This is a genomic window from Collimonas pratensis (assembly GCF_001584185.1).
Classification (GTDB): domain Bacteria; phylum Pseudomonadota; class Gammaproteobacteria; order Burkholderiales; family Burkholderiaceae_D; genus Collimonas; species Collimonas pratensis.
Map to the genome: position 1 here is coordinate 247,991 of NZ_CP013234.1, position 24,353 is coordinate 272,343.

24 protein-coding genes and 1 pseudogene are annotated in these 24,353 nt (G+C 57.2%); 15 read left to right on the forward strand and 10 right to left on the reverse strand.

Annotation, left to right across the window (positions count from 1 at the left end; all coding sequences use genetic code 11):
• Positions 1-29 precede the first annotated feature (29 nt).
• From CPter91_RS01130 to CPter91_RS26355, 3 genes are all read left to right on the forward strand, one after another.
• Complete coding sequence (locus CPter91_RS01130) at positions 30-476, forward strand: hypothetical protein (protein ID WP_150119596.1); 447 nt, start codon at positions 30-32, stop codon at positions 474-476.
• 261 nt (positions 477-737) lie between these two features.
• Positions 738-1,304: an ankyrin repeat domain-containing protein gene (locus tag CPter91_RS01135; RefSeq protein ID WP_150119597.1), complete on the forward strand. Its 567-nt coding sequence runs from the start codon at positions 738-740 to the stop codon at positions 1,302-1,304.
• Positions 1,305-1,364: 60 nt separating this feature from the next.
• Positions 1,365-1,574: a hypothetical protein gene (locus CPter91_RS26355; protein ID WP_150119598.1), complete on the forward strand. Its 210-nt coding sequence runs from the start codon at positions 1,365-1,367 to the stop codon at positions 1,572-1,574.
• 624 nt (positions 1,575-2,198) lie between these two features.
• Here CPter91_RS26355 and CPter91_RS01140 read toward each other — a convergent pair.
• A complete protein-coding gene (locus CPter91_RS01140) occupies positions 2,199-2,660 on the reverse strand; it encodes a hypothetical protein (protein ID WP_150119599.1) in 462 nt (153 codons plus the stop codon).
• A 585-nt stretch (positions 2,661-3,245) separates the two neighbouring features.
• A protein-coding gene (locus tag CPter91_RS01145; RefSeq protein WP_205631645.1) for an IS3 family transposase occupies positions 3,246-4,423 on the reverse strand; the annotation gives its coding sequence in 2 pieces (ribosomal slippage) (positions 3,246-4,156 and positions 4,156-4,423; 1,179 coding nt in all).
• Between the two features lie 279 nt (positions 4,424-4,702).
• On the opposite strand from CPter91_RS01145, the gene CPter91_RS25500 reads away from it, so the two are divergent.
• From CPter91_RS25500 to CPter91_RS01175, 5 genes are all read left to right on the forward strand, one after another.
• Complete coding sequence (locus CPter91_RS25500) at positions 4,703-5,194, forward strand: demethoxyubiquinone hydroxylase family protein (protein ID WP_236905914.1); 492 nt, start codon at positions 4,703-4,705, stop codon at positions 5,192-5,194.
• A gap of 69 nt (positions 5,195-5,263) precedes the next feature.
• Entirely contained in the window at positions 5,264-5,713 is a 450-nt protein-coding gene (locus CPter91_RS01160) for a nuclear transport factor 2 family protein (RefSeq protein WP_205631646.1), read from the forward strand.
• Between the two features lie 82 nt (positions 5,714-5,795).
• Positions 5,796-6,095 carry a Dabb family protein gene (locus CPter91_RS01165; RefSeq protein WP_167595122.1) on the forward strand — a complete coding sequence of 100 codons (300 nt, stop codon included), beginning with the start codon at positions 5,796-5,798 and terminating at the stop codon, positions 6,093-6,095.
• Between the two features lie 50 nt (positions 6,096-6,145).
• Positions 6,146-6,751, forward strand: a complete 606-nt coding sequence (locus CPter91_RS01170; RefSeq protein ID WP_061935880.1) for a DJ-1/PfpI family protein — start codon at positions 6,146-6,148, stop codon at positions 6,749-6,751.
• A 139-nt stretch (positions 6,752-6,890) separates the two neighbouring features.
• Entirely contained in the window at positions 6,891-7,847 is a 957-nt protein-coding gene (locus CPter91_RS01175) for a glycoside hydrolase family 6 protein (RefSeq protein ID WP_061935883.1), read from the forward strand.
• Positions 7,848-7,987: 140 nt separating this feature from the next.
• Here CPter91_RS01175 and CPter91_RS01180 read toward each other — a convergent pair whose 3' ends face one another.
• A complete protein-coding gene (locus tag CPter91_RS01180; protein ID WP_061935886.1) occupies positions 7,988-8,440 on the reverse strand; it encodes a nuclear transport factor 2 family protein in 453 nt (150 codons plus the stop codon).
• Positions 8,441-8,694: 254 nt separating this feature from the next.
• Here CPter91_RS01180 and CPter91_RS01185 point away from each other — a divergent pair, with 254 nt between their 5' ends.
• Complete coding sequence (locus tag CPter91_RS01185; RefSeq protein ID WP_061935889.1) at positions 8,695-9,534, forward strand: NAD-dependent epimerase/dehydratase family protein; 840 nt, start codon at positions 8,695-8,697, stop codon at positions 9,532-9,534.
• A gap of 107 nt (positions 9,535-9,641) precedes the next feature.
• Here the strand turns inward: CPter91_RS01185 and CPter91_RS01190 are convergent, their stop codons facing one another.
• The 3 genes and pseudogenes from CPter91_RS01190 to CPter91_RS01200 all read right to left on the reverse strand — a co-directional run bounded on the left by CPter91_RS01190 (position 9,642) and on the right by CPter91_RS01200 (position 13,631).
• Complete coding sequence (locus CPter91_RS01190) at positions 9,642-11,219, reverse strand: aldehyde dehydrogenase (NADP(+)) (protein WP_061935892.1); 1,578 nt, start codon at positions 11,217-11,219, stop codon at positions 9,642-9,644.
• A gap of 490 nt (positions 11,220-11,709) precedes the next feature.
• Positions 11,710-12,620, reverse strand: a pseudogene (kdgD, locus tag CPter91_RS01195) (5-dehydro-4-deoxyglucarate dehydratase).
• A 243-nt stretch (positions 12,621-12,863) separates the two neighbouring features.
• Positions 12,864-13,631: a FadR/GntR family transcriptional regulator gene (locus tag CPter91_RS01200; RefSeq protein ID WP_061935895.1), complete on the reverse strand. Its 768-nt coding sequence runs from the start codon at positions 13,629-13,631 to the stop codon at positions 12,864-12,866.
• A gap of 241 nt (positions 13,632-13,872) precedes the next feature.
• Here CPter91_RS01200 and CPter91_RS01205 point away from each other — a divergent pair, with 241 nt between their 5' ends.
• Both CPter91_RS01205 and garD read left to right on the forward strand, forming a co-directional pair.
• Positions 13,873-15,225, forward strand: a complete 1,353-nt coding sequence (locus CPter91_RS01205) for an MFS transporter (protein ID WP_082793278.1) — start codon at positions 13,873-13,875, stop codon at positions 15,223-15,225.
• Positions 15,222-16,784, forward strand: a complete 1,563-nt coding sequence (garD, locus tag CPter91_RS01210; RefSeq protein ID WP_061935898.1) for a galactarate dehydratase — start codon at positions 15,222-15,224, stop codon at positions 16,782-16,784. Before CPter91_RS01205 ends, garD begins: the two co-directional genes overlap by 4 nt.
• Positions 16,785-16,809: 25 nt before the next feature.
• On the opposite strand, the gene CPter91_RS01215 is transcribed toward garD, so the two are convergent.
• On the reverse strand, positions 16,810-17,184 hold the full coding sequence (locus CPter91_RS01215) for a nuclear transport factor 2 family protein (protein ID WP_061935901.1): 375 nt from the start codon (positions 17,182-17,184) through the stop codon (positions 16,810-16,812).
• A 139-nt stretch (positions 17,185-17,323) separates the two neighbouring features.
• Between CPter91_RS01215 and gcvA the strand changes: the two genes are divergently transcribed.
• Positions 17,324-18,241 (forward strand): transcriptional regulator GcvA, encoded by a 918-nt coding sequence (gcvA, locus tag CPter91_RS01220; protein WP_061945711.1) that lies wholly within the window; start codon positions 17,324-17,326, stop codon positions 18,239-18,241.
• 2 nt (positions 18,242-18,243) lie between these two features.
• Here the strand turns inward: gcvA and CPter91_RS01225 are convergent, their stop codons facing one another.
• Positions 18,244-19,260 carry an SMP-30/gluconolactonase/LRE family protein gene (locus CPter91_RS01225; protein ID WP_061935904.1) on the reverse strand — a complete coding sequence of 339 codons (1,017 nt, stop codon included), beginning with the start codon at positions 19,258-19,260 and terminating at the stop codon, positions 18,244-18,246.
• A 101-nt stretch (positions 19,261-19,361) separates the two neighbouring features.
• On the opposite strand from CPter91_RS01225, the gene CPter91_RS01230 reads away from it, so the two are divergent.
• Positions 19,362-20,243 (forward strand): LysR family transcriptional regulator, encoded by an 882-nt coding sequence (locus CPter91_RS01230; protein WP_061935907.1) that lies wholly within the window; start codon positions 19,362-19,364, stop codon positions 20,241-20,243.
• A 19-nt stretch (positions 20,244-20,262) separates the two neighbouring features.
• Here CPter91_RS01230 and CPter91_RS01235 read toward each other — a convergent pair whose 3' ends face one another.
• Positions 20,263-20,745 (reverse strand): GNAT family N-acetyltransferase, encoded by a 483-nt coding sequence (locus CPter91_RS01235; protein WP_061935910.1) that lies wholly within the window; start codon positions 20,743-20,745, stop codon positions 20,263-20,265.
• A 30-nt stretch (positions 20,746-20,775) separates the two neighbouring features.
• Between CPter91_RS01235 and CPter91_RS27500 the strand changes: the two genes are divergently transcribed.
• Positions 20,776-20,901, forward strand: coding sequence for a hypothetical protein (locus CPter91_RS27500; protein ID WP_257722461.1), 126 nt, complete (start codon positions 20,776-20,778; stop codon positions 20,899-20,901).
• Between the two features lie 98 nt (positions 20,902-20,999).
• Positions 21,000-21,794, forward strand: coding sequence for a hypothetical protein (locus CPter91_RS01240; protein WP_061935913.1), 795 nt, complete (start codon positions 21,000-21,002; stop codon positions 21,792-21,794).
• Positions 21,795-21,883: 89 nt separating this feature from the next.
• Here CPter91_RS01240 and CPter91_RS01245 read toward each other — a convergent pair whose 3' ends face one another.
• Positions 21,884-24,007 carry a carboxy terminal-processing peptidase gene (locus CPter91_RS01245; protein ID WP_470294983.1) on the reverse strand — a complete coding sequence of 708 codons (2,124 nt, stop codon included), beginning with the start codon at positions 24,005-24,007 and terminating at the stop codon, positions 21,884-21,886.
• Positions 24,008-24,353 lie beyond the last annotated feature (346 nt).

Here is a 24,353-nt window from a genome sequence, read left to right on the forward strand (position 1 = left end):
GCGGAGTGGGGAAGGCTCTGAGAAATATCATGTCTGGGGCAATCATACTTGGGTTAATTGCTCCTTTAATTGGATATTTTTGCTACGCAGCCTTTCTTTGCTTCCGTATGGCACCTTCGACTGAGGCCGCCATTAAAGTCTTCTTTACCTCGCAAGTTTTTTTCTTTTCAGTGGTTTCGTATTTTTTTGGCGGCGGGGCCTCTGTGCTTACCGGTGTAATCGCTGGCGCAGTGAAACCGTGGATACGCACGTGGTTTCACTTAGTGCTCATAGGTGTCGCTGGCGCAGTCCTCCAGGCGCTCACGACTGTAGCAATGAGTTTCTTGTTCCACGACACTGTAGTCGGAATTTATATCAATGAAAATACAGTTCTCGGTTTGCTTGTTTTCTGCTTGCCAGCCCTAATCGCAGGGACGGTCTGTTGTCGACTGCTGTTTGGTTGTGCCAATTTTTACTGGTATCGGACCAGTCCTTGAGCTTGTTCGTTGACTGGCCGCTTCCAGGATCTTCGACTGTCGTTTGTGGAGCGATGGCAGACGTCCGTTTTCGGCCGAGGCTGTGTGAAAGCGCAAAAACATGAAATTTTCGTGGGTAGGGTGGCCATTGCTGATATCGAGAAAATCGCGTAGCGGTTGTTTTGAAAGGCCGATTTTTATGTGCGCCGAATTTTTCTGCGTTTTCACACAGCCTCGGCCAAAAGCGGTCAGTCAAAAAATCACAGAAATTAACGTAAATAAATGAGATTAATTGAACGAAAAAAAATCATCAGTTTACTAATAACTTCACTTTCAACTTTATTAGTTGGATGTGCCACCGATTTAGACAAAAATATTAGTCAGACGGACCACAAATTTTCCAAGACAATGAAGGACAATAAATTGGAAGAGAAACAAATAAATTCTACTGATGAATCATGGTACACCTTGCGTAATGCCGTATATTCGCACGATTTCGTAGAGGCATCACTGCTCGTTAAAAAAACGCCGTCTTTGTTAAGTTCTACGAACGCAATTGGTGAAACAGTTCTTCATTTCGTTGCCGTTGAAAACGATTTGGAAGGAGTTGAATGGCTGCACGCCAACGGCGCGAATATAGACACAAAGAATAAATTTGGCGAGCCTGTCATTTTCGAGGTCGCGTCTTTGGGATATAAAGAACTGTTCGCTTGGTTTGCAAAATCAGGAGCTAATTTACATGTTATTGACGCAGAAAATCAGGACGTAGTTGCCTATTTAATAGAATTTGATAAACATGAAATGGCCGAATGGATCCGAACTAACTATCCCGATATTCAAAAAAATTAACCAGCCGATTTCGGCCAGAAGTTGCCATTCGTTAAAACCATTTTCCTCACAGGCGTTTATATGAAATCACCTTTGTCTTCAGAAAAGGATGCCACCATCCACGATGCACATGCTCGCGGACTTACGATTGTTGATACGATAAAAATGATTAGAGAACGCTATCAAATGAGCTTGGGAGAAGCAAAAAACCTAGTTTCAAATCACAGTATCTGGCAAGACGTGGTGCAAGCTTCTGATTCACTCAAAGATGACATTGAAAAACTTATCTGAGAATGAACGGCTTCTTCCGGCCATCGCGGCCTCTCAAAGAGTACCAATGAATTCGTGGCAGCCAATTCAACATTTCTTGCACGCTAAAGGTTTCTCCTTATGCCGCTTTACACTTACATCGTTTCCTACAAAGGTTCTACTCACGTTGCACAAGGCAGTCATAGCAATTTCAAGGGTTTCATCTCAACTTGGTGCTCTAACATTCCGACAGGCGCACTACCCGCTCTTACGCCCGTCCTGCACAGGGAATTGGCAGCTAAAGCCTACAAAGAGGAATTCATAGCGGTTCCAAACATCAAAAATTCATGGCGGAAATCCATGGATATTGGCGGCAGCGAATGCCTCGTCATCGCAGTGCAGACACAGCCATAGATTGGAACATCGGTAGCGGATGAAGGAAGTCAGATGTCGTTCACAAATGCCTATTATCGGCCGAGACTGTGTAAAAACTCAAATCCGCAAAAAATTCGTGGGTAGGGAGGACGATTTTTAAATCGGTTAAAAATTTCTACGTTTTTACACAGCCTCGGCCAGAAGCAGTCAGTGAACGCTTGCCTATAAACTGTTACTCGTTCGTGATTCGCTGTTGCGCCATCTAATAAACAGTGATTGAGAGCTTGCCTTTTACTTATTTGGCGAACTTTGACGCATGCGCTTTTCTTCGACGTTACCTAAGACCGCCCCCAGCCCAATGCCAATAGCGGTAACGAGAACCAAATAGAAGAGGTCCTCTCGAAAAGGGTATGCAAATTTAATTGCGGTAGATCGAAGCGGGTCGTCTAAAGCAGAAATGAATAAGTGGCGAGTAATGCAGATAAATGATATTGCGGATACCACTCCACCAATCGCACATGACATGGCAATTCTAGAAATTTTTTTGTCAAATTGAAGCCACGACTGACTTGATAATATTCTTGAGACAAGCCAAAACAAAATTGCTGCTGCGAATGTTGGCGCCACCGTATAAAGCCAGCTTCCGAAAATGATACTGAACCACCAAATGCCAGCCATCATCATGCTGCCGTATAGGAGATTCACGATGTCTGCTTTAACTTCACCCCCTGTTCCGGTATAGAGGATAGCCATTAGCGGTCCCATTAGCACCGGCCCAAGACCGAAAAAGACAGAGAGGACAAGTCGTAGGCTGGGAGGTTTCATAGCTTTTATCATTGAATTGATTTGTGTGCGGCAATGCAATTAACGCAAATTCTAATCGAATGGCCGCTCAAGCTGATTGCTGACTTTCCGCTGCGTTGGGCATTGATATTTATAACCCATCACTAACTCAAAGGAGACGCAACGCATGCGCACTCTTTTCAATGAAATTTAAAAGAGATAGCCAGCAATTTAACATATTTTCCCCATGGAAATTAACATAACTTCTCATTTCCCTCTTTGTCTATGATGCATGGAAAAGCTACATCAGCACATCTGAACTCCGGTTGGCAATGACTAGTTGTCTGCCGCGTCAACTTGCTCGTGCGGAATGCCGAAACTATCGTTGTTGTCCAACCTCATCGTCGTGAAACCTCCGTATGTCAGGCAGATAGCTGTGAATTTTCAATGGCCGCTTTGGAGAAATCTGATAGACCGCTTAGGGTCGAGGCTGTGTAAAAACTCAAATCCGCAAAAAAATCGTGGGTAGGGAGACCCTTCCCGATACTGTAGTGGTCAAGTAAATTCGGACACGACGATAGGTTTTTTTGCTGCCATGTTCCGTTCGTAGACGGAGGGCGGCAGATTGCCCAGAACTGAATGTAGACGTTCGTTGTTGTAGAAGCCGACGATGTAAGCGGCGATATCGATCTTGGCCTCCGCGTGGTTGGCATATTGGCGCTGCCACACCCGTTCCATTTTGAGATTCAGGAAGAAGCGTTCGGCAACTGCATTGTCCCAGCAGTTGCCTTTGCGGCTCATGCTGCAGGTGAAGCCGTGACTGGCTAGCATTGCTTGGTACTGGGCACTTGCATATTGGCGGCCACGGTCTGAGTGGACGACCAATCCTTTGTCTGGCCGCCGCTGTTGAAGCGCCATGTGCAAGGCGTCACAGACCAGCTTGGCCGGCATGCTCGGTGCCATAGCCCAGCCAACCACCTTGCGCGAGAACAGGTCGATCACCACCGCCAGGTACAGCCAGCCGGCGCCAGTCCGCACGTAGGTGATGTCGGAGACGTAGGCCTTGTTTGGCACTACCGGATTGAACTGGCGGCCCAGCACGTTGGCTGCGATCGGCAGATCATGCTTGCTGTCGGTAGTGTGAATGAACTTGCGCTTCCAGACTGGCTTTAAGCCCGCCTGGCGCATCAACCGACGAACCTTGAAACGCCCGGCCGTGATGCCGCGGTTTGACAGCTCCGTCACCATACGGCGGCTGCCATAGCTCTGGTGACTTGCCACGAAAGCAGCTCGTACATGGACACTCGCTTTGCAAACAACCGGCGCGGTAGCGCGGCGCTTCGCTTCGTAAAAACCGGAACGGCTAACGCCCAGCACACGACAGCTCTGTGCGACAGGGATGGCCTTCGTTTGCAGCTCGTCGATCAGTCGAAAACTCATTTCAGCTCGCGGGCAAAGAAGGCCGAGGCCTTTTTTAAGATTTCTACATCGCCTCGCAGTTGGCGGTTCTCCTGCTCCAACTGCCTGATTCGTTGTTGCTCGGGTGTCAGCGGTTTGCCAATGCCTGCCTGGCCGGATTGCTCGGCATCGTACTGCTCTATCCAGCGACGCACGGCGGTCGGGCCAATGCTCATGCTCTCGCATACGTGTTGAACACTGAGTCCCTGTTCTTTGATCATTTTGACGACCTCAAGCTTGAAGCTGAGATCGAAATTGCGGCGTTGCCTTGTCATGCAAATCTCCTCGGATAGTGGATTGTCCACCTATCGAGGTGTCCGGGCAAATTAGACCACTACATACCGAGAAAATCGAATACAGCTCGATCTGAGAGGACGATTTTTAAATCGGTTAAAAATCTCTACGTTTTTACACAGCCTCGGTCGATAACAGCCTTCAGCTATCGGCCATAATAGGCACTTGAAATGCGGAGTATCAACACCGAAAACAAACAATTTTGAGCAATGCAAACAAAAAATAGGTGCGACGGAACTACAACTTTGGGTGACAGAGTTTTGAAAGTCGACCACGCCGGTGAGCATGGCGCGGTGAATATTTACGCAGCTCAGATTTTTATGGCTCGCTTCACAGCTCCCGCGTTGGTACGAGAACTTCTCGAATTTAAATCGCACGAAGAGAAGCACAGATCGCTATTCTCAGCGGAGTTGCAGCGCCGTGGTTTACGCCGATGCCGCAGCTATTGGTTTTGTGGTGTAGGGGGATTTATTTTAGGGCTCTTCACCGGCTTGTTGGGTGTTCAAGCCATTTCTGCAACAACGGCATCTGTGGAGCGCGTAGTCCTCAAACATTTACAAGACCAACTAATTAGTCTCGCCAGCACAGATGATGCCGCGGTAGCTGTTATTTCAAAGATCGTCGCAGAAGAGCAGCAACACCATGATCTGTCCCTATCTCATTTGATCCCAGATCATATTTTGTCAAACGTGATAAACCGCATCGTTACAGTCTCAACTGAATCCGTAATTTGGATCGGAATGCGAACGTGAAATTCGCTTACCGCCTGGCGAGGACAAAGCCCCAGGCTGATGGCCAACTTACCCTGAGAAAGAGTCTGCATGAAAGATATAGTTAAATCCCTCATCTGCCCGCCAATGATTTTGCCCGTTGTAACCATGTGTGAGTCCGCATCAGCTGTCGAGACGGACTCTGCCGAGGAAATCGTCCAGAAGCAGTTCGATGCCTACAATGCGCGCGATATAGATGCTTTCCTTGCCACGTATGCGGACGATGTCGAGCTTTTCAGCTTTCCGAATATACGCACGGCGAAGGGCAAGGAGGAAATGCGCCAGCGCTATACGCTGCGCTTCAGCGATACGATTTTGCATGGCATCGTCACAAAGCGCATTGTCATGGGAAATACCGTCATCGACCATGAGCGCGTGCGCGTCACGCTGCCTGAAGGACCGGGCGTCATGCAGGCGATTGCCATTTATGAAGTCCAGGATGGAAAAATCGCCAAAGTGACATTTATTTCCGGGAAAAGAACGCCAGGCGAAACGCTGTAAGCTGATGAATGGCCGACGCATCGTGGCCATGAGCAGCCTTTGAATAAATGTAGAAAAGATGTTCCATACAGCTCAACATGTCATGAAAATACGTCACCTGGTTCTACTGCGCTTCAAACAAGATACGTCTGAAAATGAGCAAGCGCACTGCATGCGCGACTTCGCCAGGCTTGTCGATTTGATCGAGGGCATTGTCGACTTCGAACACGGCCCCAACATCAGTCCGGAAGGATTGAGTAAAGGCTATACGCACGCTGTGATGATCACGTTTTCGAGTCAGGCCTTCCGGGATGCGTATCTTATTCATGCCGCGCACCTTGCTTTCGTGGCCCGGCTGAAGCCTTGGTTCGACGAGGTTTTGGTGTTCGATTACGGCATTTGATGGATGGCGGCGCAAAAGCTGTTCCAGCTGTTCCCGATGAAGGATGAGAAATGCATATAGCAATACTCACGTTTGACGGATTCAACGAACTTGATTCGCTAATCGCGCTTGGCATTCTGAATCGCGTCAAGAAGCCAGATTGGCGTGTTTCCTTGTCTTGTCCAACTGAAGTTGTAACGTCAATGAACGGTGTGACCTTGCATGCGCAATCGACGTTGGAGGACGCCTGCCAGGCCGATGCAGTGATTGTTGGAAGCGGGATGAAGACGCGCGAAATTGTGAATGATCAGAGTGTCATGGGGCGCTTGAAACTGGATAAGACAAAGCAGCTCATAGCTGCTCAATGTTCAGGTACATTGATGCTGGCAAAGCTTGGTTATCTGGATAAAATCCCCGCGTGCACAGATTTACTCACCAAACCATGGGTTCAAGAAGCAGGCGTCAGCGTACTGAATCAGCCCTTTTTTGCTGACGGTAACGTGGCAACCGCCGGTGGATGCTTTGCATCTCAGTATTTAGCTGCCTGGATAATTGCACGACTGGAGGGCATCGAAGCTGCAAAATCAGCTTTGCACTATGTTGCGCCCGTCGGGGAGAAAGAGTTGTATGTAGACCGGGCAATTGCAAACATTACTCCCTACTTGCCGCCACGGTGATTTTCATTGAACTCAAACATCTCGGGCAGGTAGCTCGCCTGTATGAGGCAATTAAAGTGGAATGCGATTTCTGCCTGTAAAAGAACAAATTTAAGAACTGCACAGCGCATCCTCTTTTCAAATAAAAGAAAGAAGAAAAATGCCCAAGATGGCCATCTTCGCCGCCTGTGTCATCTTCATCCTGGCGCTGTCCGATGCCTACGCCGGCGATGCCTTCTACGTCAACCCTGATTCATCCGCAGCACAATGGGTAAGGACGCATCCCGACGATCCCCGCGCAGCAAAAATCCAGGCATCGATTGCGGACGTGCCGGCCGCCAGGTGGCTGACCGGAACCAGCCAGACGACCGACAAGCTTTCCGAGACAGTCAACCACTACGTTTCGGCCGCGCATAAGGTCCATAAAATCCCCATTCTCGTCGCCTATAATTTGCCCGGCCGTGACTGCAGCGGCGGCGCGTCTGCCGGAGGCGCGGCGAATGCGGCAGACTACCGGGTCTGGATAGACGATTTTATCAATGGCATTGGCGGCAAGCGCGCCGTCATCATCCTGGAACCGGATGCGTTGGCGGATATTGATTGTCTTAGTCCGGCAAAACGCAGCGACCGCCTGGGCTTGTTCAATTATGCGGTGTCAGGGTTCAAGCAACGTGCACCGCAAGCGGATGTTTACCTGGATGCCGGCAATGCGGGTTGGAAATCGACAGGCGCCATGGCCGGCTATCTGCATGCAGCAGGCGTGAAGGGCGCTCGGGGATTTGCCCTGAATGTCTCTAATTTTTATACGCTCGACCAGTCCCGTGTATATGGCGATGCGATCAATGCCAAATTATCTTCCGAGTACGGCTACACAAAATCCATGGTGGTCGATACCAGCCGGAACGGTAACGGCGCCCGGCCCGGCGACTGGTGCAATCCTCCCGGACGCAAGGTTGGCGCTCCGGTTCAGGCCGTCACGGAAAATGTGCTGGCGCTCTGGGTCAGGCTTCCAGGCAATTCGGACGGCGCGTCCTCATCCGCAACGGATTGTCATGGCGGCCCGGCGGCCGGCAGGTTCAGCCCCGATCTGGCGATTCGTCTGATTGAAGGTCGGTAAAAATCGACGACTGGGGAAAGCCGTGCGCCAACGCAGCTGCGATCCGATCCGGCGACAATTCTCAGAATTTCAATCGAGAGATGACTGATCGCTGGCAGGGCCCACTGCGTCGGTTTGAAAAGTGTGGGACCGAGAGCGCCTTATACGCTGAACTTCACCGCCTGCCGCGCCAGCAAACGCCAATGACCGTCATGCTTTTTCCAGACCATCAGGATTTTCAGCGAGACGTTGCCGGGTTTGCCGGAATCGTTGGTGACCGCGACGAAGGTATGCCGCACTACGGCGATATCCTGCACGATCTTGATGCTTTGGTCGGACAGGGCGATGCTGACAAAATTCGACTCGCCGCTGACCAGCGCCGCGATAAATTCCGCCTTATCCTGCACCTTGCCGTTCGAATGGCCGTAACTCAGTTCATTCATCACCAGTGGCTTCAATGCCGCGCCATCGCCCGGATGATTCATTGCCGCCCTTAGCGTCTCGACCGCGTTTGCTACGGCCTGTTGATCGTCCATCGGAGCGGCCGCGGCTCCCTGTGCAAAAGCCATGGCGCAAACCAGTGCGCCGCATAACAGCATCCACTTCTTGAGCATCGTCGTCTCCTTCGGGTTAATATTGGAGCTCTAATTATCGGTCATCATACAACATATGCGAAGACATTTAGTTCGACGATCTTCGGATAGTGCTATGAATCTGGGTTTGACAGACTGAGATAGCGGGATGGATAATCATCCAAGTTGTATGATGACGTAACACATTGGCATAAGACATAGCGACGACGATTGCGCGAGAATAGGGTGGTCATCGGCGCATCCGCAGCACATCGTCAGGAAACATGGGGCAGAGCATGAACGATACAGAAAGCAAAGCAGGGGACGGCAGGAAATTCGGCCGCTTGTTATTGACGGGCGCCGGCGGTGGCTTGGGCCGGGTGTTGCGGCCGCGCATGGCGGCGTTTGCCGACATCGTCAGGGTTTCCGACCTGGCTGCGGCGCTGGAGGACAGCGCCATCGCGTATGAGGAAGTACAGGCTTGCAACCTGGCCGACCGCGCTGCCGTCGACGCGCTGGTGGCGGGTTGCGACGCTATCGTCCACTTGGGCGGTGTCTCGGTGGAGCGGCCTTTTGAAGAAATCCTGGAAGCCAACATCAAGGGCGTGTTCCATGTGTACGAAGCGGCCCGGCGCCATGGCGTCAAGCGCGTGGTGTTCGCCAGTTCCAACCATGTCACCGGTTTCTACCGCCAGGACGAGGTTATCGACGTGCACGATCTGCGCCGCCCGGACGGTTATTACGGCTTGTCTAAATCCTACGGCGAAGACATGGCGCAGCTGCACTTCGACCGTTATGGCATCGAAACCGTCAGCATCCGCATCGGCAATTCTTTTTCGCAAGCCAGGGACCGCCGTGCGCTGGCCTGCTGGCTGAGTTATGACGACCTGACTGAACTGCTGCGCTGCGCCCTGTTCACGCCGGACGTCGGCCATACCGTGGTGTACGGAGTTTCCGATAACGTCGGCAGCTGGTGGAATAACCGCTACGCCGCCCATCTCGGCTTTGTGGCGCGCGACAGCGCCGAACAGTTCCGCGCCGCCATCGAAGCGCAGCCGATGCCGGCGCCGGACGATCCGGTGCGCAAGTTTCAGGGTGGCCTGTTTACCGTGGCCGGGCCGTTTGACCCGCAGTAAGGCGTGTGAGTGAGCCAGCCGAGGATGGCTGGCCGTAGAGAATATGATCTGCAGGGTTTGCATCAGATGGCAATCCAGGGCGCGAGCTCCGGATTGCCATTTTTTTATCACGCCGTATGCAAGGCGCCGTCTACCAGGCGCGTCAAGCCGAGCGGATTGCCGTCCTGCAGCGCCGCCGGCAGCAGGGCGTCCGGCAAGTCCTGGTAGCACACCGGCCGCACGAAGCGGTCGATGGCGCTGGCGCCGACCGACGTGCTGCGGCTGTCGGAGGTAGCCGGGAACGGGCCGCCGTGCACCATCGCATACGATACTTCGACGCCGGTCGGAAAGCCGTTGACCAGGATGCGGCCGGCTTTGCGTTCCAGCGTCGGCAGCAGCGTTTTGGCCAGTGCATGGTCGGCCGCTTCGAGCTGCAGGGTGGCGGTCAGCTGGCCGGCCAGGTGTTCCGCCACTGCGCGCATTTCGTCTTCGTCCTTGCAGGCGACGATCAGCGAGCTGGGGCCGAAGATTTCGTCTTCCAGCTGTTCGCTGGCGAGGAAGGTCGCGGCGTCTGTGGCAAACAGGGCAGCTTGCGCCGCACAGGGTGCGCTTGCGGCCATGCCGCGTCCGACGGCGTCGACGCCGCTGACTGCCTGCATGCGTTCGACGCCGGCGAGGTAGGCGCTGTGGATGCCGGGGGTCAGCATGGTGCCGGCGGCCTTGGCTTTGAGTGCGTTCGATGCGGCTTCCTGGAACTGCGCCAGGTGTTCGCTTGCCAGGCCAATCACCAGGCCGGGGTTGGTGCAGAACTGGCCGACGCCCATGGTCAGGGAATCGGCGAAGGCGCTGCCGATCTGTGTTGCGCGCGCGGCGAGTGCATTCGGCAGCAGGAACATGGGGTTGATGCTGCTCATTTCGGCGTACACCGGGATCGGTTCGCGTCGTTGCGCAGCGGCGCGCATCAGGGCCAGGCCGCCCTGGCGCGAGCCGGTGAAGCCGACTGCCTTGATGGCGGGGTGGCTGACCAGGGCCTGGCCGACTTCATTGCCGCTGCCGATGATCAGGGAGAACACGCCTGCCGGCAACTGGCAGGCGGCGACCGCTTGCTGGATGACGCGGCCGACCAGTTCGGAGGTGCCGGGATGGGCGTTGTGGGTCTTGACCACGACTGGGCAGCCGGCTGCCAGTGCGGCGGCGGTGTCGCCGCCGGCGACCGAGAACGCGAGCGGGAAGTTGCTGGCGCCGAAGACGGCAACGGGGCCGATGGCGATCTTGCGCAGGCGCAGGTCGGCGCGTGGCGGTGTGCGTTCTGGCAGCGCCGAATCGAGGGTGGCGCTGAGGTAGTGGCCGTCGCGGATGACTTTGGCGAACAGGCGCAGCTGGCCGACGGTGCGGCCGCGTTCGCCTTCGAGGCGGGCGGCGGGGAGGCCGGATTCCTGGCTGGCGCGTTCGATCAGTTGCGGGCCGAGGTTGAGGATGCCGGTGGCGATTTCTTCGAGGAATTGGGCGCGTTGTTCGGGGGTGGTTTCGCGGTAGGTGTCGAAGGCTTGCTGGGCCAGTTTGCAGGCTTGCTCTACTGCTGCTGTGCTGCCGGCGCCGAAGTCGGGGGCGATGGTTTCGTTGGTGGCGGGGTTGACGGCGCGCACGCTGCCTTCTGTGCCGCGTACTGCAGTTTGGCCGATGAGCATTTCACCAGTGATATTCATGTATTTTCCTCGATATGCATGTGTTCGATTATGTGCGCCACCGATGCGAAGTTAAATGGGGTCAGAGTTTTTTTTCGCGGCCTTTTGCGAAAATTACTCTGACCCCATTTAACGGACCACGGAGTAAGTACGGTGGCATGCTAAGAACAGATAGTGCGTTGCTGAAACGGTTGCTACTCCGTGGAAGCTTGCCGGGAGTGGCCCGGCAGCCAGTCACTTTTTCTTGCTTCGCCAAGAAAAAGTAACCAAAAAGAAGGCGACCGCACAGCCGTTGCCCGCCTTCGGCGGATCCCCAAATGAGACGGGCGCCAGTCGGATGGGACACAAACTCGCTTCGCTCAAACATGTGTCCCATAATTCCCGACTGGCGCCCGTCTCATTTGGCAACGTCCGCATGCGGGGTACTTCAAAAGCAACGGCAACGGCAACGGCGCCGCTTTTTTTTACGGCTTCGATTTCCAGCTATCCGCGCCGTTGCTAATCCGGATAATTACTGCGGCCCTTGCGCCAGAATCAGCGCTTTCAGCTGTTCGCGTTCTTCCGCATTGAGGTCGATCAGTGGTGTGCGTACCGGGCCGCCGTCGTGGCCGACTATGGTGGCGCCGGCTTTTACGATGCTGACTGCGTAGCCGGCTTTCTTGTTGCGGATTTCCAGGTAGGGCAGGAAGAAGTTGTCCAGCAGGCGGCCGGTGGTGGCGTGGTCGTCGTTCTTGATCGCAGTGTAGAAATCGATGGCCAGTTTCGGCAGGAAATTGAATACCGCCGACGAGTAGACCGGTACGCCAAGCGCCTTGTAGGGGCGGCAAACAGTTCCGCGGTTGGCAAGCCACCCAGGTAAGTCAAACGGTCGCCGAGGCGGCGGCGGATCGTGACCATCAGTTCGATGTCGCCGATGCCGTCCTTGAAGCCGATCAGGTTCGGGCAGCGCGCCGCCAGCAATTCCACCGAATCCGCATTCAGGCGGCAGATGCCGCGGTTGTACACCACCACGCCGAATTTGACCGAATTGCAGATGGCTTCGACATGCGCGACCAGGCCGTCTTGCGAGGCTTCTGTCAGATAGTGCGGCATCAGCAGGATGCCTTGCGTACCCAGGCGTTCTGCTTCTTGCGCAAAAGCGATGGCGGTGCGGGTCGGGCCGCCGGCGCCTGCCAGGATCGGCACTTTGCCGCGGCAGGTCTCGACCGCCACCTTGACCACGCTGGAATACTCAGCGGTCGTCAGCGAAAAGAATTCGCCTGTGCCGCCGGCCACGAACAAGGCACTCGCACCGTAGGGCGCCAGCCATTCCAGCCGTTCGGCATAAGTGCTCGGACGGAAGTCGCCTTGCGCATCGAAGTCGGTGATCGGGAAGGACAGCAGGCCGGAGGAAAGGGTTTGCTTGAGTTCTTGAGGATTCATGGTCTCGGTGGTGTGTAGAGCTGCGGTTGATAACGGAATGCCTGCCGATGGAAAGGTTTTAGCATTTCGACTTAAGTTATCAGTCATCGTACAACAAAGAATTGCAGCGCGCAAGTCTAAATTGTTGCTGCTTTAGTCAGGAAAGGCGGATGGGGAGGATTGCCGGTCAGAAAACCGAAGCGGGGTTACGCCGTTGCAGGGGCATATCTGCCGCCCGGGATTACCGGGCGGCAGAGGGTTGTATTACGACGGCGATCCCATGCTGTCTTGCACCTTGCGCAAGCGCTCGCGGCTGTTGCTCAGGTGGGTGCGCATGGCGGCGCGGGCGCTGTCGGCATCCTGGCGCACGATGGCGTTGTAGATGTCTTCATGCTCGCGGTGCACGCGGTCAAGGTAGGCGGTCGGATCGTCGTGCGCCAGCCGCGCGGAGTTGATGCGGGTGCGCGGAATGATGGTGGTGCCGAGGTGGCTCAGGATATCGACGAAGTAGCGGTTGCCGGTGGCTTGCGCGATATGCAGGTGGAACTGGACATCGGCTGCGACCGAGTCGCCGCGCTCGTGGGCGCTCTTCTGGAAGGCATCCAGCGCCAGCCGCATCTGCGCCAGCTGCTCCTCATTGCGCCGTGCCGCCGCCAGTCCGGCTGCTTCCGCTTCGAGGCTGATGCGCAGTTCCAGGATCGCCAGGATGTCGCGCATGGTGATCACGGTTTCCGGATCGATGTCGAAATTGCCGGTGTTGCTGACATTGCTGGCGGCCAATACAAAAGTGCCGATACCATGCCGCGTCTCCACCAGTCCGGAGGCCTGCAGATGCGAAATCGCCTCGCGGATCACGGTACGGCTGACGCCCTGAGTACGCATCAATTCCGATTCGGTCGGCAATTTATCCCCAGGCTTGCTGCTGCCGTCGCGAATACTGTCGGCAATGCTGGCGACCACGCTCTGCGCCAGGTTGCGATGCTTCTTGCGCGGTGCGCTGGGCGCGGACTGAGGATTGAGCGGTGTATTCATGGATGTGGGCCGCGGGTTGGTAATTCCGGTTGCTAAATTGATTTGCGCTGATTATACTACGAAACTAGTTGTAGGATGACTGATAACACAACATCAGTTTAGGATAAATAACAATAAAAATAGCGCCAGAAAGCTATTCCATCGCGAGCGCAGGCGCTGGCAGCAACAGGAGACGTTTTTGAATATCCAGAATACGGGTGCCACGGCGCCAGTGCAAGGTCGGCGCGGCAATGTGCGCTACATGATCTTGTTCATGTTGTTTGCAGTAACCACCTTCAACTACGCCGACCGCGCCATCCTGTCGATTGCCGGCACCGCGATGAAGGGCGAGCTGGGATTCGACGCCGTCACCATGGGCTTCATCTTCTCGGCCTTCAGCTGGGCCTACGTGCTGGGGCAGTTGCCGGGCGGCTGGCTGCTGGACCGTTACGGCTCCAAGAAAATCTACGCCATCAGCATTTTCATCTGGTCGCTGTTCACCTTGCTGCAGGGCGGCGTACATTTCCTCGGCGCGCTGTGGGCGGTGCCGGTGCTGTTCATGCTGCGCTTCATGGTAGGGCTGGCGGAAGCGCCGTCGTTTCCCGCCAACGGCCGTATCGTCGCCGCCTGGTTTCCCACCAGCGAGCGCGGCATGGCCTCGGCAATCTTCAACTCGGCGCAATATTTTGCGACAGTGCTGTTTGCACCGTTGATGGCGTGGATCACTCATGCTTACGGCTGGTCTGAAACCTTTGTCGTCATGGGCGTGGCCGGGCTGGTGATGAGCATGATCTGGTTGCGCGTGATCTACAGCCCGAAAGAGCATCCGCGCCTGGGTAGCGCCGAGCTGGCGCATATCCGTGACGGCGGCGGGCTGGTGGAGATGGACCAGGGTTTGAGCGGCGGCGGCGCTGCCGATGCGCCCAAGGTTAACCGCGGCGCCAAGCTGGCTTACCTCAAGCAGTTGCTGAGCAACCGCATGCTGGCCGGCGTCTACCTGGGTCAGTACTGTATCAATACGATTACCTATTTCTTCCTGACCTGGTTTCCGATCTACCTGGTGCAGGAGCGCGGCATGTCGATCCTGAAGGCTGGCTTCATCGCCTCGTTGCCGGCGGTGTGCGGCTTCCTCGGCGGCGTGCTGGGCGGTTTGATTTCGGACCGTCTGATCAAGCGCGGCTTCAGCCTGACTTGGGCGCGCAAGATCCCGATTGTCGCCGGCCTGCTGCTGTCGACCACCATGGTCTTGTGCAATTATGTCGATACCCAATGGATGGTGGTCGGCATCATGGCCCTGGCGTTCTTCGGCAAGGGCGTCGGCGCGCTCGGCTGGGCAGTAGTGGCGGATACCTCGCCGAAAGAGATCATCGGCCTGACCGGCAGCCTGTTCAACATGTTCGGCAATATCGCCGGCATCACCGCGCCGATCGTGATCGGCTATATCATCAAGGAAACCGGCAACTTTGAATGGGCGCTGGTATATGTCGGTGCCAACGCCTTGCTGGCGGTGATCAGCTACCTAGTGATCGTCAAGGACATCAAGCGCGTGGTGCTCAAGCCGCTGGACGATGCGGAGCAGCCTTTCAAGAAATTATCCGGAGCGGAAACACGATGACTACCATAGCCGTGCCTTTATATATCCGCATGCAGGACGAGGACAACGTCGCCATCGTGGCGAATGACGGCGGCCTGCCTGCCGGGACCATATTTCCTTGCGGCCTGGTGTTGCGCGATAAGGTGCCACAAGGCCACAAGCTGGCATTGCGCGACCTGGCCGAAGGCGAAGCCATCATCCGTTACGGTGTCGCTATCGGCTATGCGCAACGCGCCATTCCACAAGGCAGCTGGATAGAAGAGTCGCTGGTGCGCATGCCGCCCGCGCGCGAATTGAGCAACCTGCCGATCGCCACCCGGGTGCCGGTTGCAGCTGCGCCGCTGGAAGGCTACACCTTCGAAGGCTATCGCAATGCCGACGGTACGGTCGGCACCCGCAACATCCTGGCGATCAGCACCACGGTGCAATGCGTGTCGGGCGTGGTGGAGCATGCGGTCAAACGCATCAAGGCCGAGCTGCTGTCCAAGTATCCACATGTGGATGACGTTATCGGCCTTGAACACACTTACGGCTGTGGCGTGGCGATCGATGCGCCGGGCGCGGAAATTCCGATCCGCACCCTACGTAACATCAGCATGAATCCGAACTTCGGCGGCCAGGCCATGGTGGTCAGCCTGGGCTGCGAAAAGCTGCAGCCTGGCCGTCTGTTCCCGCAAGGGACGATCCCGATCCAGAACACCGGCGGCAAGGAAGACGGCTTGCGCGTGGTCTGCCTTCAGGATGCGGAACATATCGGCTTCGAGGCTATGATCGCGTCCATCATGGCGACTGCGGAAGAGCAACTGAGCGAACTGAACCTGAGGCGCCGCGAAACCTGTCCGGCTTCGGAGCTGACGGTGGGCGTGCAGTGCGGCGGTAGCGACGCCTTCTCAGGTGTTACCGCCAATCCGGCGGTGGGCTACGCCAGCGACCTGCTGGTGCGCGCCGGCGCCACCGTGATGTTTTCCGAAACCACCGAAGTGCGCGACGGCATCGACCAGCTCACTGCGCGCGCCGCCAATCCGGAGGTTGCCGCGGCGATGATCCGCGAGATGGCCTGGTACGACGATTACCTGACCCGCGGCGGCGTCGACCGCAGCGCCAACACCACGCCCGGCAATAAAAAGGGCGGCCTTGCGAACATCGTCGAGAAGGCCATGGGTTCCATCGTCAAGTCCGGCAGCCGCCCAATTTCCGGCGTGCTCTCGCCCGGCGACAAGGTCCGGCAAAAGGGTTTGATCTACGCCGCCACGCCGGCCAGCGATTTCGTCTGCGGCACACTGCAGCTGGCTGCCGGCATGAACCTGCACGTGTTCACCACCGGGCGCGGCACGCCCTACGGCTTGGCTGCGGTGCCGGTGATCAAGGTGGCCACGCGCAATGACCTGGCGCGGCGCTGGCACGACCTGATGGATATCAACGCCGGCCGCATCGCCAGCGGCGAAGCCACCATCGAGGAAGTCGGCTGGGAGCTGTTCCGCCTGATGCTGGACGTCGCCAGCGGTCGCAAGCAGACTTGGGCCGAACATCACAAATTGCATAATGCCCTGACCCTGTTCAATCCGGCGCCGATCACATGAGCGCCGCGGCAAAGCCTGGCACAGATCAGGTTGCGAGCGTTTCAGCTCGATGAAACAGCTTGGCGACGATGGTCCACTTGCCGTCCACCTTGAGCAGGTTGAGATAGTCGACCATGATGTTGTCGAACAGCCGCAGGCGCACCTTGACCATCGCCATTTCCGGCGACATCACATCCACCATCAATACTTCGTCCAGGCGCGCAAAGCCGCGCGCCTGCGGCGATTCACGGCCCTGCACCATCTTGCGGTATTCCTGGAAGGGGCGGACGGTGACGGCGTCATCCTGGGCGGAGTACAAGACGCAGCCAGGATGGAACACTTGGTCGAACTTGGCCAGCTCCTGGGTTTGCAGCACGTCGAAATAATCTTTCAGCATGGTTTGGATTTCATTGAGTATCATGGAGTTTCCCGTTTCTGGTGGTTGATGGAAGCGCGGCGACTGGCCGGGGACGGCTTGTCGGGCAGGCAATGCATTATCGAATCCTCCCAGGCGCACGTATAGCGCTTCTTTTTCACACATTTTGCGAAAGAAATTCACGGTGAAACTGCCTCCGCTACCCGCATTGCGTGCATTTGAAGCATTGGCCCGATTGGGCAAGGTGGTCGATGCCGCCGAGGAGCTGCACGTCACGCACAGCGCCGTCAGCCACCAGGTCAAGGCGCTGGAAGACTACATTGGCTTGGCGCTGGTGACGCGCGCGGGACGCTCGTTGACGCTGACGGAAGAAGGGCGCGTCTACGCTTATCAGGTGCGCCAGGCGCTGGCCGAGATCGCCGGCGCCACCGAAAAAATCCAGCGCCGGCCGCGGGACAGCCAGCTGACGATTTCAGTCGTGCCATCCTTCGGCAGCTTCTGGCTGCTGCCGCGCCTGCATACTTTCATTGCATCCCATCCGGAACTGCAGATCAGTTTGACGGCGAGCATGGCGTTTGCCGATTTCGACAAGGAATTGCCGGATTGCGCCATCCGCTTCGGCCACGGCCAGTGGCCGGATGTGCATTGCGAACCCTTGATGGACGATAGCTTGCTGGTGGTCGCCGCACCAGGCTTCAACGGCGGCGATCTGGCGGTGACGCCGGAACAGCTGATGCAGCTGCCGCTGCTGCACGCCAGCGAAAGCTGGCCGGTATGGCTGGCGGCGGCCGGCTGCGAGCACTTGCGTCCGCGCGCGGCGCTCGAGTTCACCGATTCCAGCATGATGCTGGAAGCCGCCAGGCTGGGCTATGGGGTTGCGCTGACACGGCGTTCTATCGCCCACGCCATGATAGAAAGACAGCAGCTGGTGCGGCTCACCGAGATCGAAGCGCCGCACCCGTCGCGCTACTTCCTGGTGTGGCCGGTGCGCAGCCATCAGTCGCCCAAGTTGCTGCAGCTGCTGGCCTGGCTGAAACAGCAGGTGGCGGAATACCAAAGCAAGCTGATGGCAGTGCGCAAGCAAGGTGTCAGCAAAAAATAAATCTATCTAGGTAATTCACGCGATTGCAGATCGAACGGCACATTCGTCGGGATCTCTTCCGGGTGTTCCTTGTGCTGGAATAGCAGCCCATACTTGGACTCGATGAAATACACGCGGTTGCCAACGATGACTCCTGACGAAGGATCGTTCAGTCCGCTGACGATGGTGTCCAGCGTTGCGCTGCCGCCGTCTATCCTGGCGATACTGATCTGGCCGCCGTAAGGACCGGTCTTGCCGAAGGCATTACTTTCGAAGATCGCCATGCGGCCGGGAGCGTAGATGCGGATGGCGTCGGCGTTCTTCAGCACGCGCGGCATCTCGATGCGGTTCACCGCGCCGGCCGCCCCGCCTTCTTCAACATCGACCCGCAGCACGTAAGGCACGGCAGTCACCAGGCTGACATACAGGCGGCGGTCGCCATCGAGTGCGATGCCGTTCAGGTAGACGCCGTCGCTGCCGGCACCCATGCTCGGATCTTCCTTCCAAATCGTCAACGCTGCGGCCCCTGGCAACAGGCGCAATACGCGCGGATGGAAGGAATCGGTGACATACAGCGTGCCGTGGCTATCTTGCGCCAGGTCGTTGCAATAGCCCTTGTCCGGCATGGCATAGCTGGCGCGCGGCGCGCCGCTAGTGAGGTCGTAGCTTTTCAGCGCGCTTGGGGTGGAGGGAACGCTGGTGTAACCCCAGTTGCCGGAACAGACCCACAGCAATTGATGCGCGGCGTCGACCAGCACGCCCTGGCCATTGGCGAGACCGTTGGAGCCGGGCGTCACCAGGATTTCCGGTGCGCTGCCGTCTGGCCGCACCCGCGCCACCGCGCCCTGGCGCCAGCTTCCTACGTAAAAGGCGCCGTCTGGTCCGGTGGCCAGGCTTTCCGGATACCAGTCCGCCGGCAGGCTCAGGGTCGGCAAGGTCTTTGCGGCGCCGGCGGCAAGCGCGGGCTGCGTTGCGCAAAACAAGGCGCCCAGCAAGGTTGCTGGCAAGGCGAGACTACGCAAAAGGCTGTGTGGCTTCATTTTTTTTTCTCCATATCTTGGCTAGACGTGGCCATTCTCACTCCGGCGCCATATTTGATAAACTGAGCAATACTTTAATCACTCGACACTCAGGCTTTCGAATGGATAGATTGACCAGCATGGCCGTATTCGTCCGCGTGGTGGAAAAAGGTAGTTTCGCCGCCGTGGCGGAAGAGTTTTCGCTGTCGACCACCATGGTCGCCAACCACGTGCGGGCGCTGGAGACCCACCTCGGCGCGCGCTTGCTGGACCGCACCACGCGCCGCCACAGCCTGACCGAGATCGGCAGCGTGTATGTGGAACGCTGCCGCGATGTGCTCAACAGCGTGCAGGCCGCTGACTGTGTCGCCGAAGCCTTGCGCGCGGTCCCGCGCGGCAAGTTGCGCATGACTTCGCCGGTCACCTACGGCGCACATCGCTTGGTGCCGTTGATCGGCGAGTACATGACGCTGTACCCGGAAGTGCAGGTGGAACTGGTCTTGAACGACCGCGTGGTGGATATGGTGGAAGAAGGTTTTGAAGTGGCGCTGCGTTCCGGCGTGGTGGACGGCGCCAATCTTATCGCCCGCCCGCTGCGCCCGTCGCGCATGTTTGCGGTGGCCAGCCCGGCCTATTTAAAACGCCACGGCAGGCCACGGCATCCGGCCGAGCTGAGCGGGCATAACTGCCTTGGCTTCATGTCATGGGGCAAGGATCACTCCTGGCGCTTCAGCCAAGGCGAGCAGCTTGAGGTGGTGCCGGTGCGCGGCTCTTTCGTCAGCAATAACGGCCAGGCTCTGCTGACCGCGGCGCTGAACGGCATCGGCGTGGTAGTGCAGGCCGACGTGCTGCTGGATGCCGGCATTGCATCCGGCCAGCTGGTGCAGCTGCTGCCGGAGTGGACCCTGCCGGGCCGGCCGATCCACCTGGTCCGCACCCGCGATGCACGGCCGACCGCCAAGCTGCGCACCTTCGTCGATTTCCTGGTGGAGCGGCTAGGCTAAGGTACTTGCCGCTCGCTCGTCACAGGCTCAATCGGTAGAACCTGGTATCGAGCGCCATGCGCGGAAACGCCGCCGGCAGCTCTGCCGGGGTAATTTCGGCAAAGCCGTTCTTTTCATAGAAACGATGCGCGGCCAGGAAGGCGGCGGTAGTGCCCAGGAAGACTTCCTGCAATCCCTGCGCCCTGGACCAGTCGATCAGCGTCTGCAGCAGACGTTGCGCGACCTGATGCTCGCGTCCGCGGAACGGCGCCTGCACGAACATCTTGCGCAGCGCTCCCTGGCGATTGCCGATATCGCGCAGCGAGATGCTGCCCACCACTTCGTCCTGCGCCAGCGCCAGCCAGAAATTACCGCGGCCGCTTTGATAGAAATTGGGGATGTCGAGCAGGTCGGGCTGGTCCTGCAGGCTGATGGCGAGGCCGAACTCCTGCTGCTGGATAGGCAAGATCAGCTTGGCGACGCCATCGCGGTAAATGTCTGAATAGCTGTTGATGGTGATCATTTTCTGTTGATCCTGAACCAGGATTTGTCGATGAAGATCGATCCTAGCATGCTTGCCACCTTGTCTGCAGAGGGCGAATCAGGCGATTTTTTAGCGGACGTTTATGCCGCAGGCTTGAATTTTTACGACATCTTTATACGCCTCCCACTACACTGATTTCGTCACAGCGATCTATGCCCGTGTCGATATGTGTAGCGCATCGCACCCACAATGCGCATCGCATCGCTGACACCGATTAACGCATAGGAGGAAATATGATCATCACTATTTTCAGCGAAGACGACAGCACCAAACGCTCGATCCTGGCGGCCAACCTGGCGACCTTCTGCGCGCTGCAGCATCGCAAGGTGCTGCTGATCGACGCTACTTCCCTCAAGTATTCCCAGAACTGGGGCGAACGCCGCCTGGCTGCCGACGCCAAGATCAAGCTGGCGGTGCGCGGCATGGAAGGCTTGCCATCGGAACTGGAAAATCCTGCTTCCTATTATCGCAGCCATTTTCAAGACATCATCATCGATACCGACGGCTGCGATTCCTGGAATGCCGATTCGGCGCTGGTGGCGACCGATGTGCTGCTGGTCCCGGTTGGATCCCGCAGCGGCGACGTCAAGCGCCGGGAAAGCCTGATCCAGCGGATCGAAGCGCTGCGTCTGTTCAATCCGGCATTGCGCGTGCTTGTGGTGGAACTGCAAGCCATCAGCGCTTTCGGCGATACCGCGGCGGACGAACGCAGTGCAGCGCGTACGTTCTCCCGCAATGTCTTGACGGCGTCGCTGGCGCAGACGGTAATACATGAATGGCTGGAAGATAATCGCCTGCTGCAGCAAGGGCAGTCGGTGTTCGACAGCGAGCCGCGCAACCAGCGCGCCGTCGCCGAGATCGAAGCGCTATACCAGGAAATCGCTCATGCCAGGGATTTGCGGCTGGAAGCCGGCGCTTACGGCCTGGCTATCCTGCATGCCATACAACGGCGCATCACGTCGCATGAAGCGTCTGAGGCGGACGGCTTGAAAGCCATTGCAGCCGGCGGCGACAGAAGCCGCGTTTAGCGCCAGGCGAAAAAAAAGGACAGGCATCTGCCTGTCCTTTGCGCTGCTCCGCGCACGCCTGCTTCAGCGCCGCGGGTCTAGCGGATCTTTCATTTTGCCGCAGCGGCTGCTGCCGGTTGCGCTGCGAGTTTCGGATTGTTCTTTTGCAGATCCGACTCGTCGCTGAGAATATGCGCAGCTTCGTTCAGCAAGACATCCTTCGCGCTCTTGGCCTTTTTCTCGGCCGCCAGTTCGGCGCTCAGGCTGCGTTCGTTCGCTTGCAGGCCGTCGTCCTTGGTATCAGTGTCGACGACGACATCGGCATCCTTGCCTTTGGCGGCATCGCTGGCAGTGTCTTTGGCGCGGGCCTGGAGACGGGCTTCCTGCTGCGCCATTTCAGCACGGCGATCGGCTTCATTGAGCGAGATGGAGCGTTTCTTGCGCAGCGTATTGACCTCAGTCACGTCTTCCACGAAGCGCTGGTAATCCTTGTCCTTCTCGACCCGGGCGTCGTGGCGGATCTTCAGCTGCGGCACCAGGTCCTTGATATCGCCCAGCTTGGCATAGTCCGCCGCCTTGACTTCCGACCACGGCAGCGCGTTGTCGTAGCTTGATTCACCGAAATTCTCGGTGTCCGAGAAGCCCGGCAGGCTGACGTCCGGCGTCACGCCGCGCAGCTGCGTGGTGCCGCCGTTGATGCGGAAGAACTGGGCGATGGTCATCTTCAGTTCGCCGAATTTCGGCTTGTCGTTGTGCGCCAGCTGGTCAAGATTGACCATGGTTTGCACGGTGCCCTTGCCGAAGCTGCCCTCACCGATGATCACGCCGCGTCCGTAGTCCTGGATCGCTGCCGCAAAAATTTCCGAGGCCGAGGCTGAGCCGCGGTTGATCAGCACCGCCAGCGGGCCGCTCCATACCGGCGTGCTGCGGTCGTCGGCTTCGACGTTGACTTCGCCGCGTGCATTGCGCTGCTGGACGATCGGCCCTTTGCCGACGAACAGTCCGGTCAGGTCGACCGCTTCCGTCAGCGAGCCGCCGCCGTTGTTGCGCAGGTCGACCAACACGCTGTCGACTTTTTCCTTCTTCAGTTCGTTGAGCAGGGCCGCCACATCGCGGCTGGCGCTGCGGTAGTTCTTGTCGCCCTTGCCGCGCGCATCGAAGTCTTCATAAAAGGCTGGCAGAGTGATCACGCCGACCTTGCGGGTGCTGTCACCGCTCTTGACGGAGAGGATGGTTTTCTTGGCGGCCTGCTGTTCCAGGCTGATCTTGTTGCGTACCAGGCTCAGCAATTTGTGCTTGGCGTCCGGACCGGCGTCGGCCGGCAGGATATCGAGCTTGACCACGGTATCCTTGGCGCCGCGGATCAGCTTGACGACGTCGTCGATGCGCATGCCGACCACTTCGGTCATCGGCCCCTGGCCTTGCGCCACGCCGACGATGCGGTCGCCGACGGCGATCTTGCCGGACAACTGCGCCGGCCCGCCTGGCACCAGTTCGCGGATGGTGGTGTATTCATCGCGTTCCTGCAGCACGGCGCCGATGCCGACCAGCGACAGCTTCATGGCGATGTCGAAATCCGCGGCGGCAGTGGTGCCGAGGTAATCGGTATGCGGTTCGATCGACGTCGCGTAGGCGTTCATGAAAATCTGGAACACGTCGTCGCTCTTGTACTTGTAGGCGCGCGCCAGCGAATTTTCATAGCGCTTGCTGAGCGTGTCGCGGATCGCCGCATCCTTCTTGCCGGCCAGTTTCAGGCGCAGCCAGTCATTCTTGACCCGCTTGCGCCACAGGTCGCGGCTCTCGGCTTCAGTCTTCGGCCAAGGTTCCTTATCGCGCAGGAAGGCGTAGTCTTCCTTCTGGCTGAAATCGAAACCCTGCTTCAATAGTTCGCGCGCATAGCTCAGGCGATCGACGATGCGTTGCTGATACAGGTTGAAAATGCTGAAGGGGATGCTCAGATCCTCTTTGTAGATGGCGTCGTCGAGCTTGCCGGCCTGGGCCGTGAACTGGTCGATGTCAGACTGGATGAAAAAGAATTTTTCCGGATCCAGCGACTTGACGTAGCGGTTGAGGATTTTTTCCGCCAGCGCGTCGTCCAGCTTGACCGGCTTGTAATGGAAGCGGGTCAGGAATTGCGCGCTCAGGTGCGCTGCCTGTGCTTGCTGCTGCAATGGCGTCAGGACCGGTGGCGGTCCCGACTCCAGCGCGTGGGCTGCGGTCGAGAGTGCCAACAAGATACAAAGCAGACTATTTTTTAAGCGCATATAACCTTCAGTTCGATGTTCTTACTTACGTGAGCGGGAAATCGTATTCGCAGCAGCAATCATATTCCTGCCCTTGCTATCAACCATGGGCGTCAAGCGTCTAGTTTGGGTAATTCTACTTGGCTTTGCTTAAGACTTGCTTAAATCGGGAATTTCCCGACGGCATCTTAATTTTCATACGGTTACTTTAGGTTACCTGGCAAGCGGTAGCGGGCAATGCGCCCTGGCCACTGCGGCAAGCATCGGATTTTCCGCTTCTGCATATTCAAATCCGTTTTTCTTCGTGTACCTGACGCTTGGTGGGCGCAATACTGAC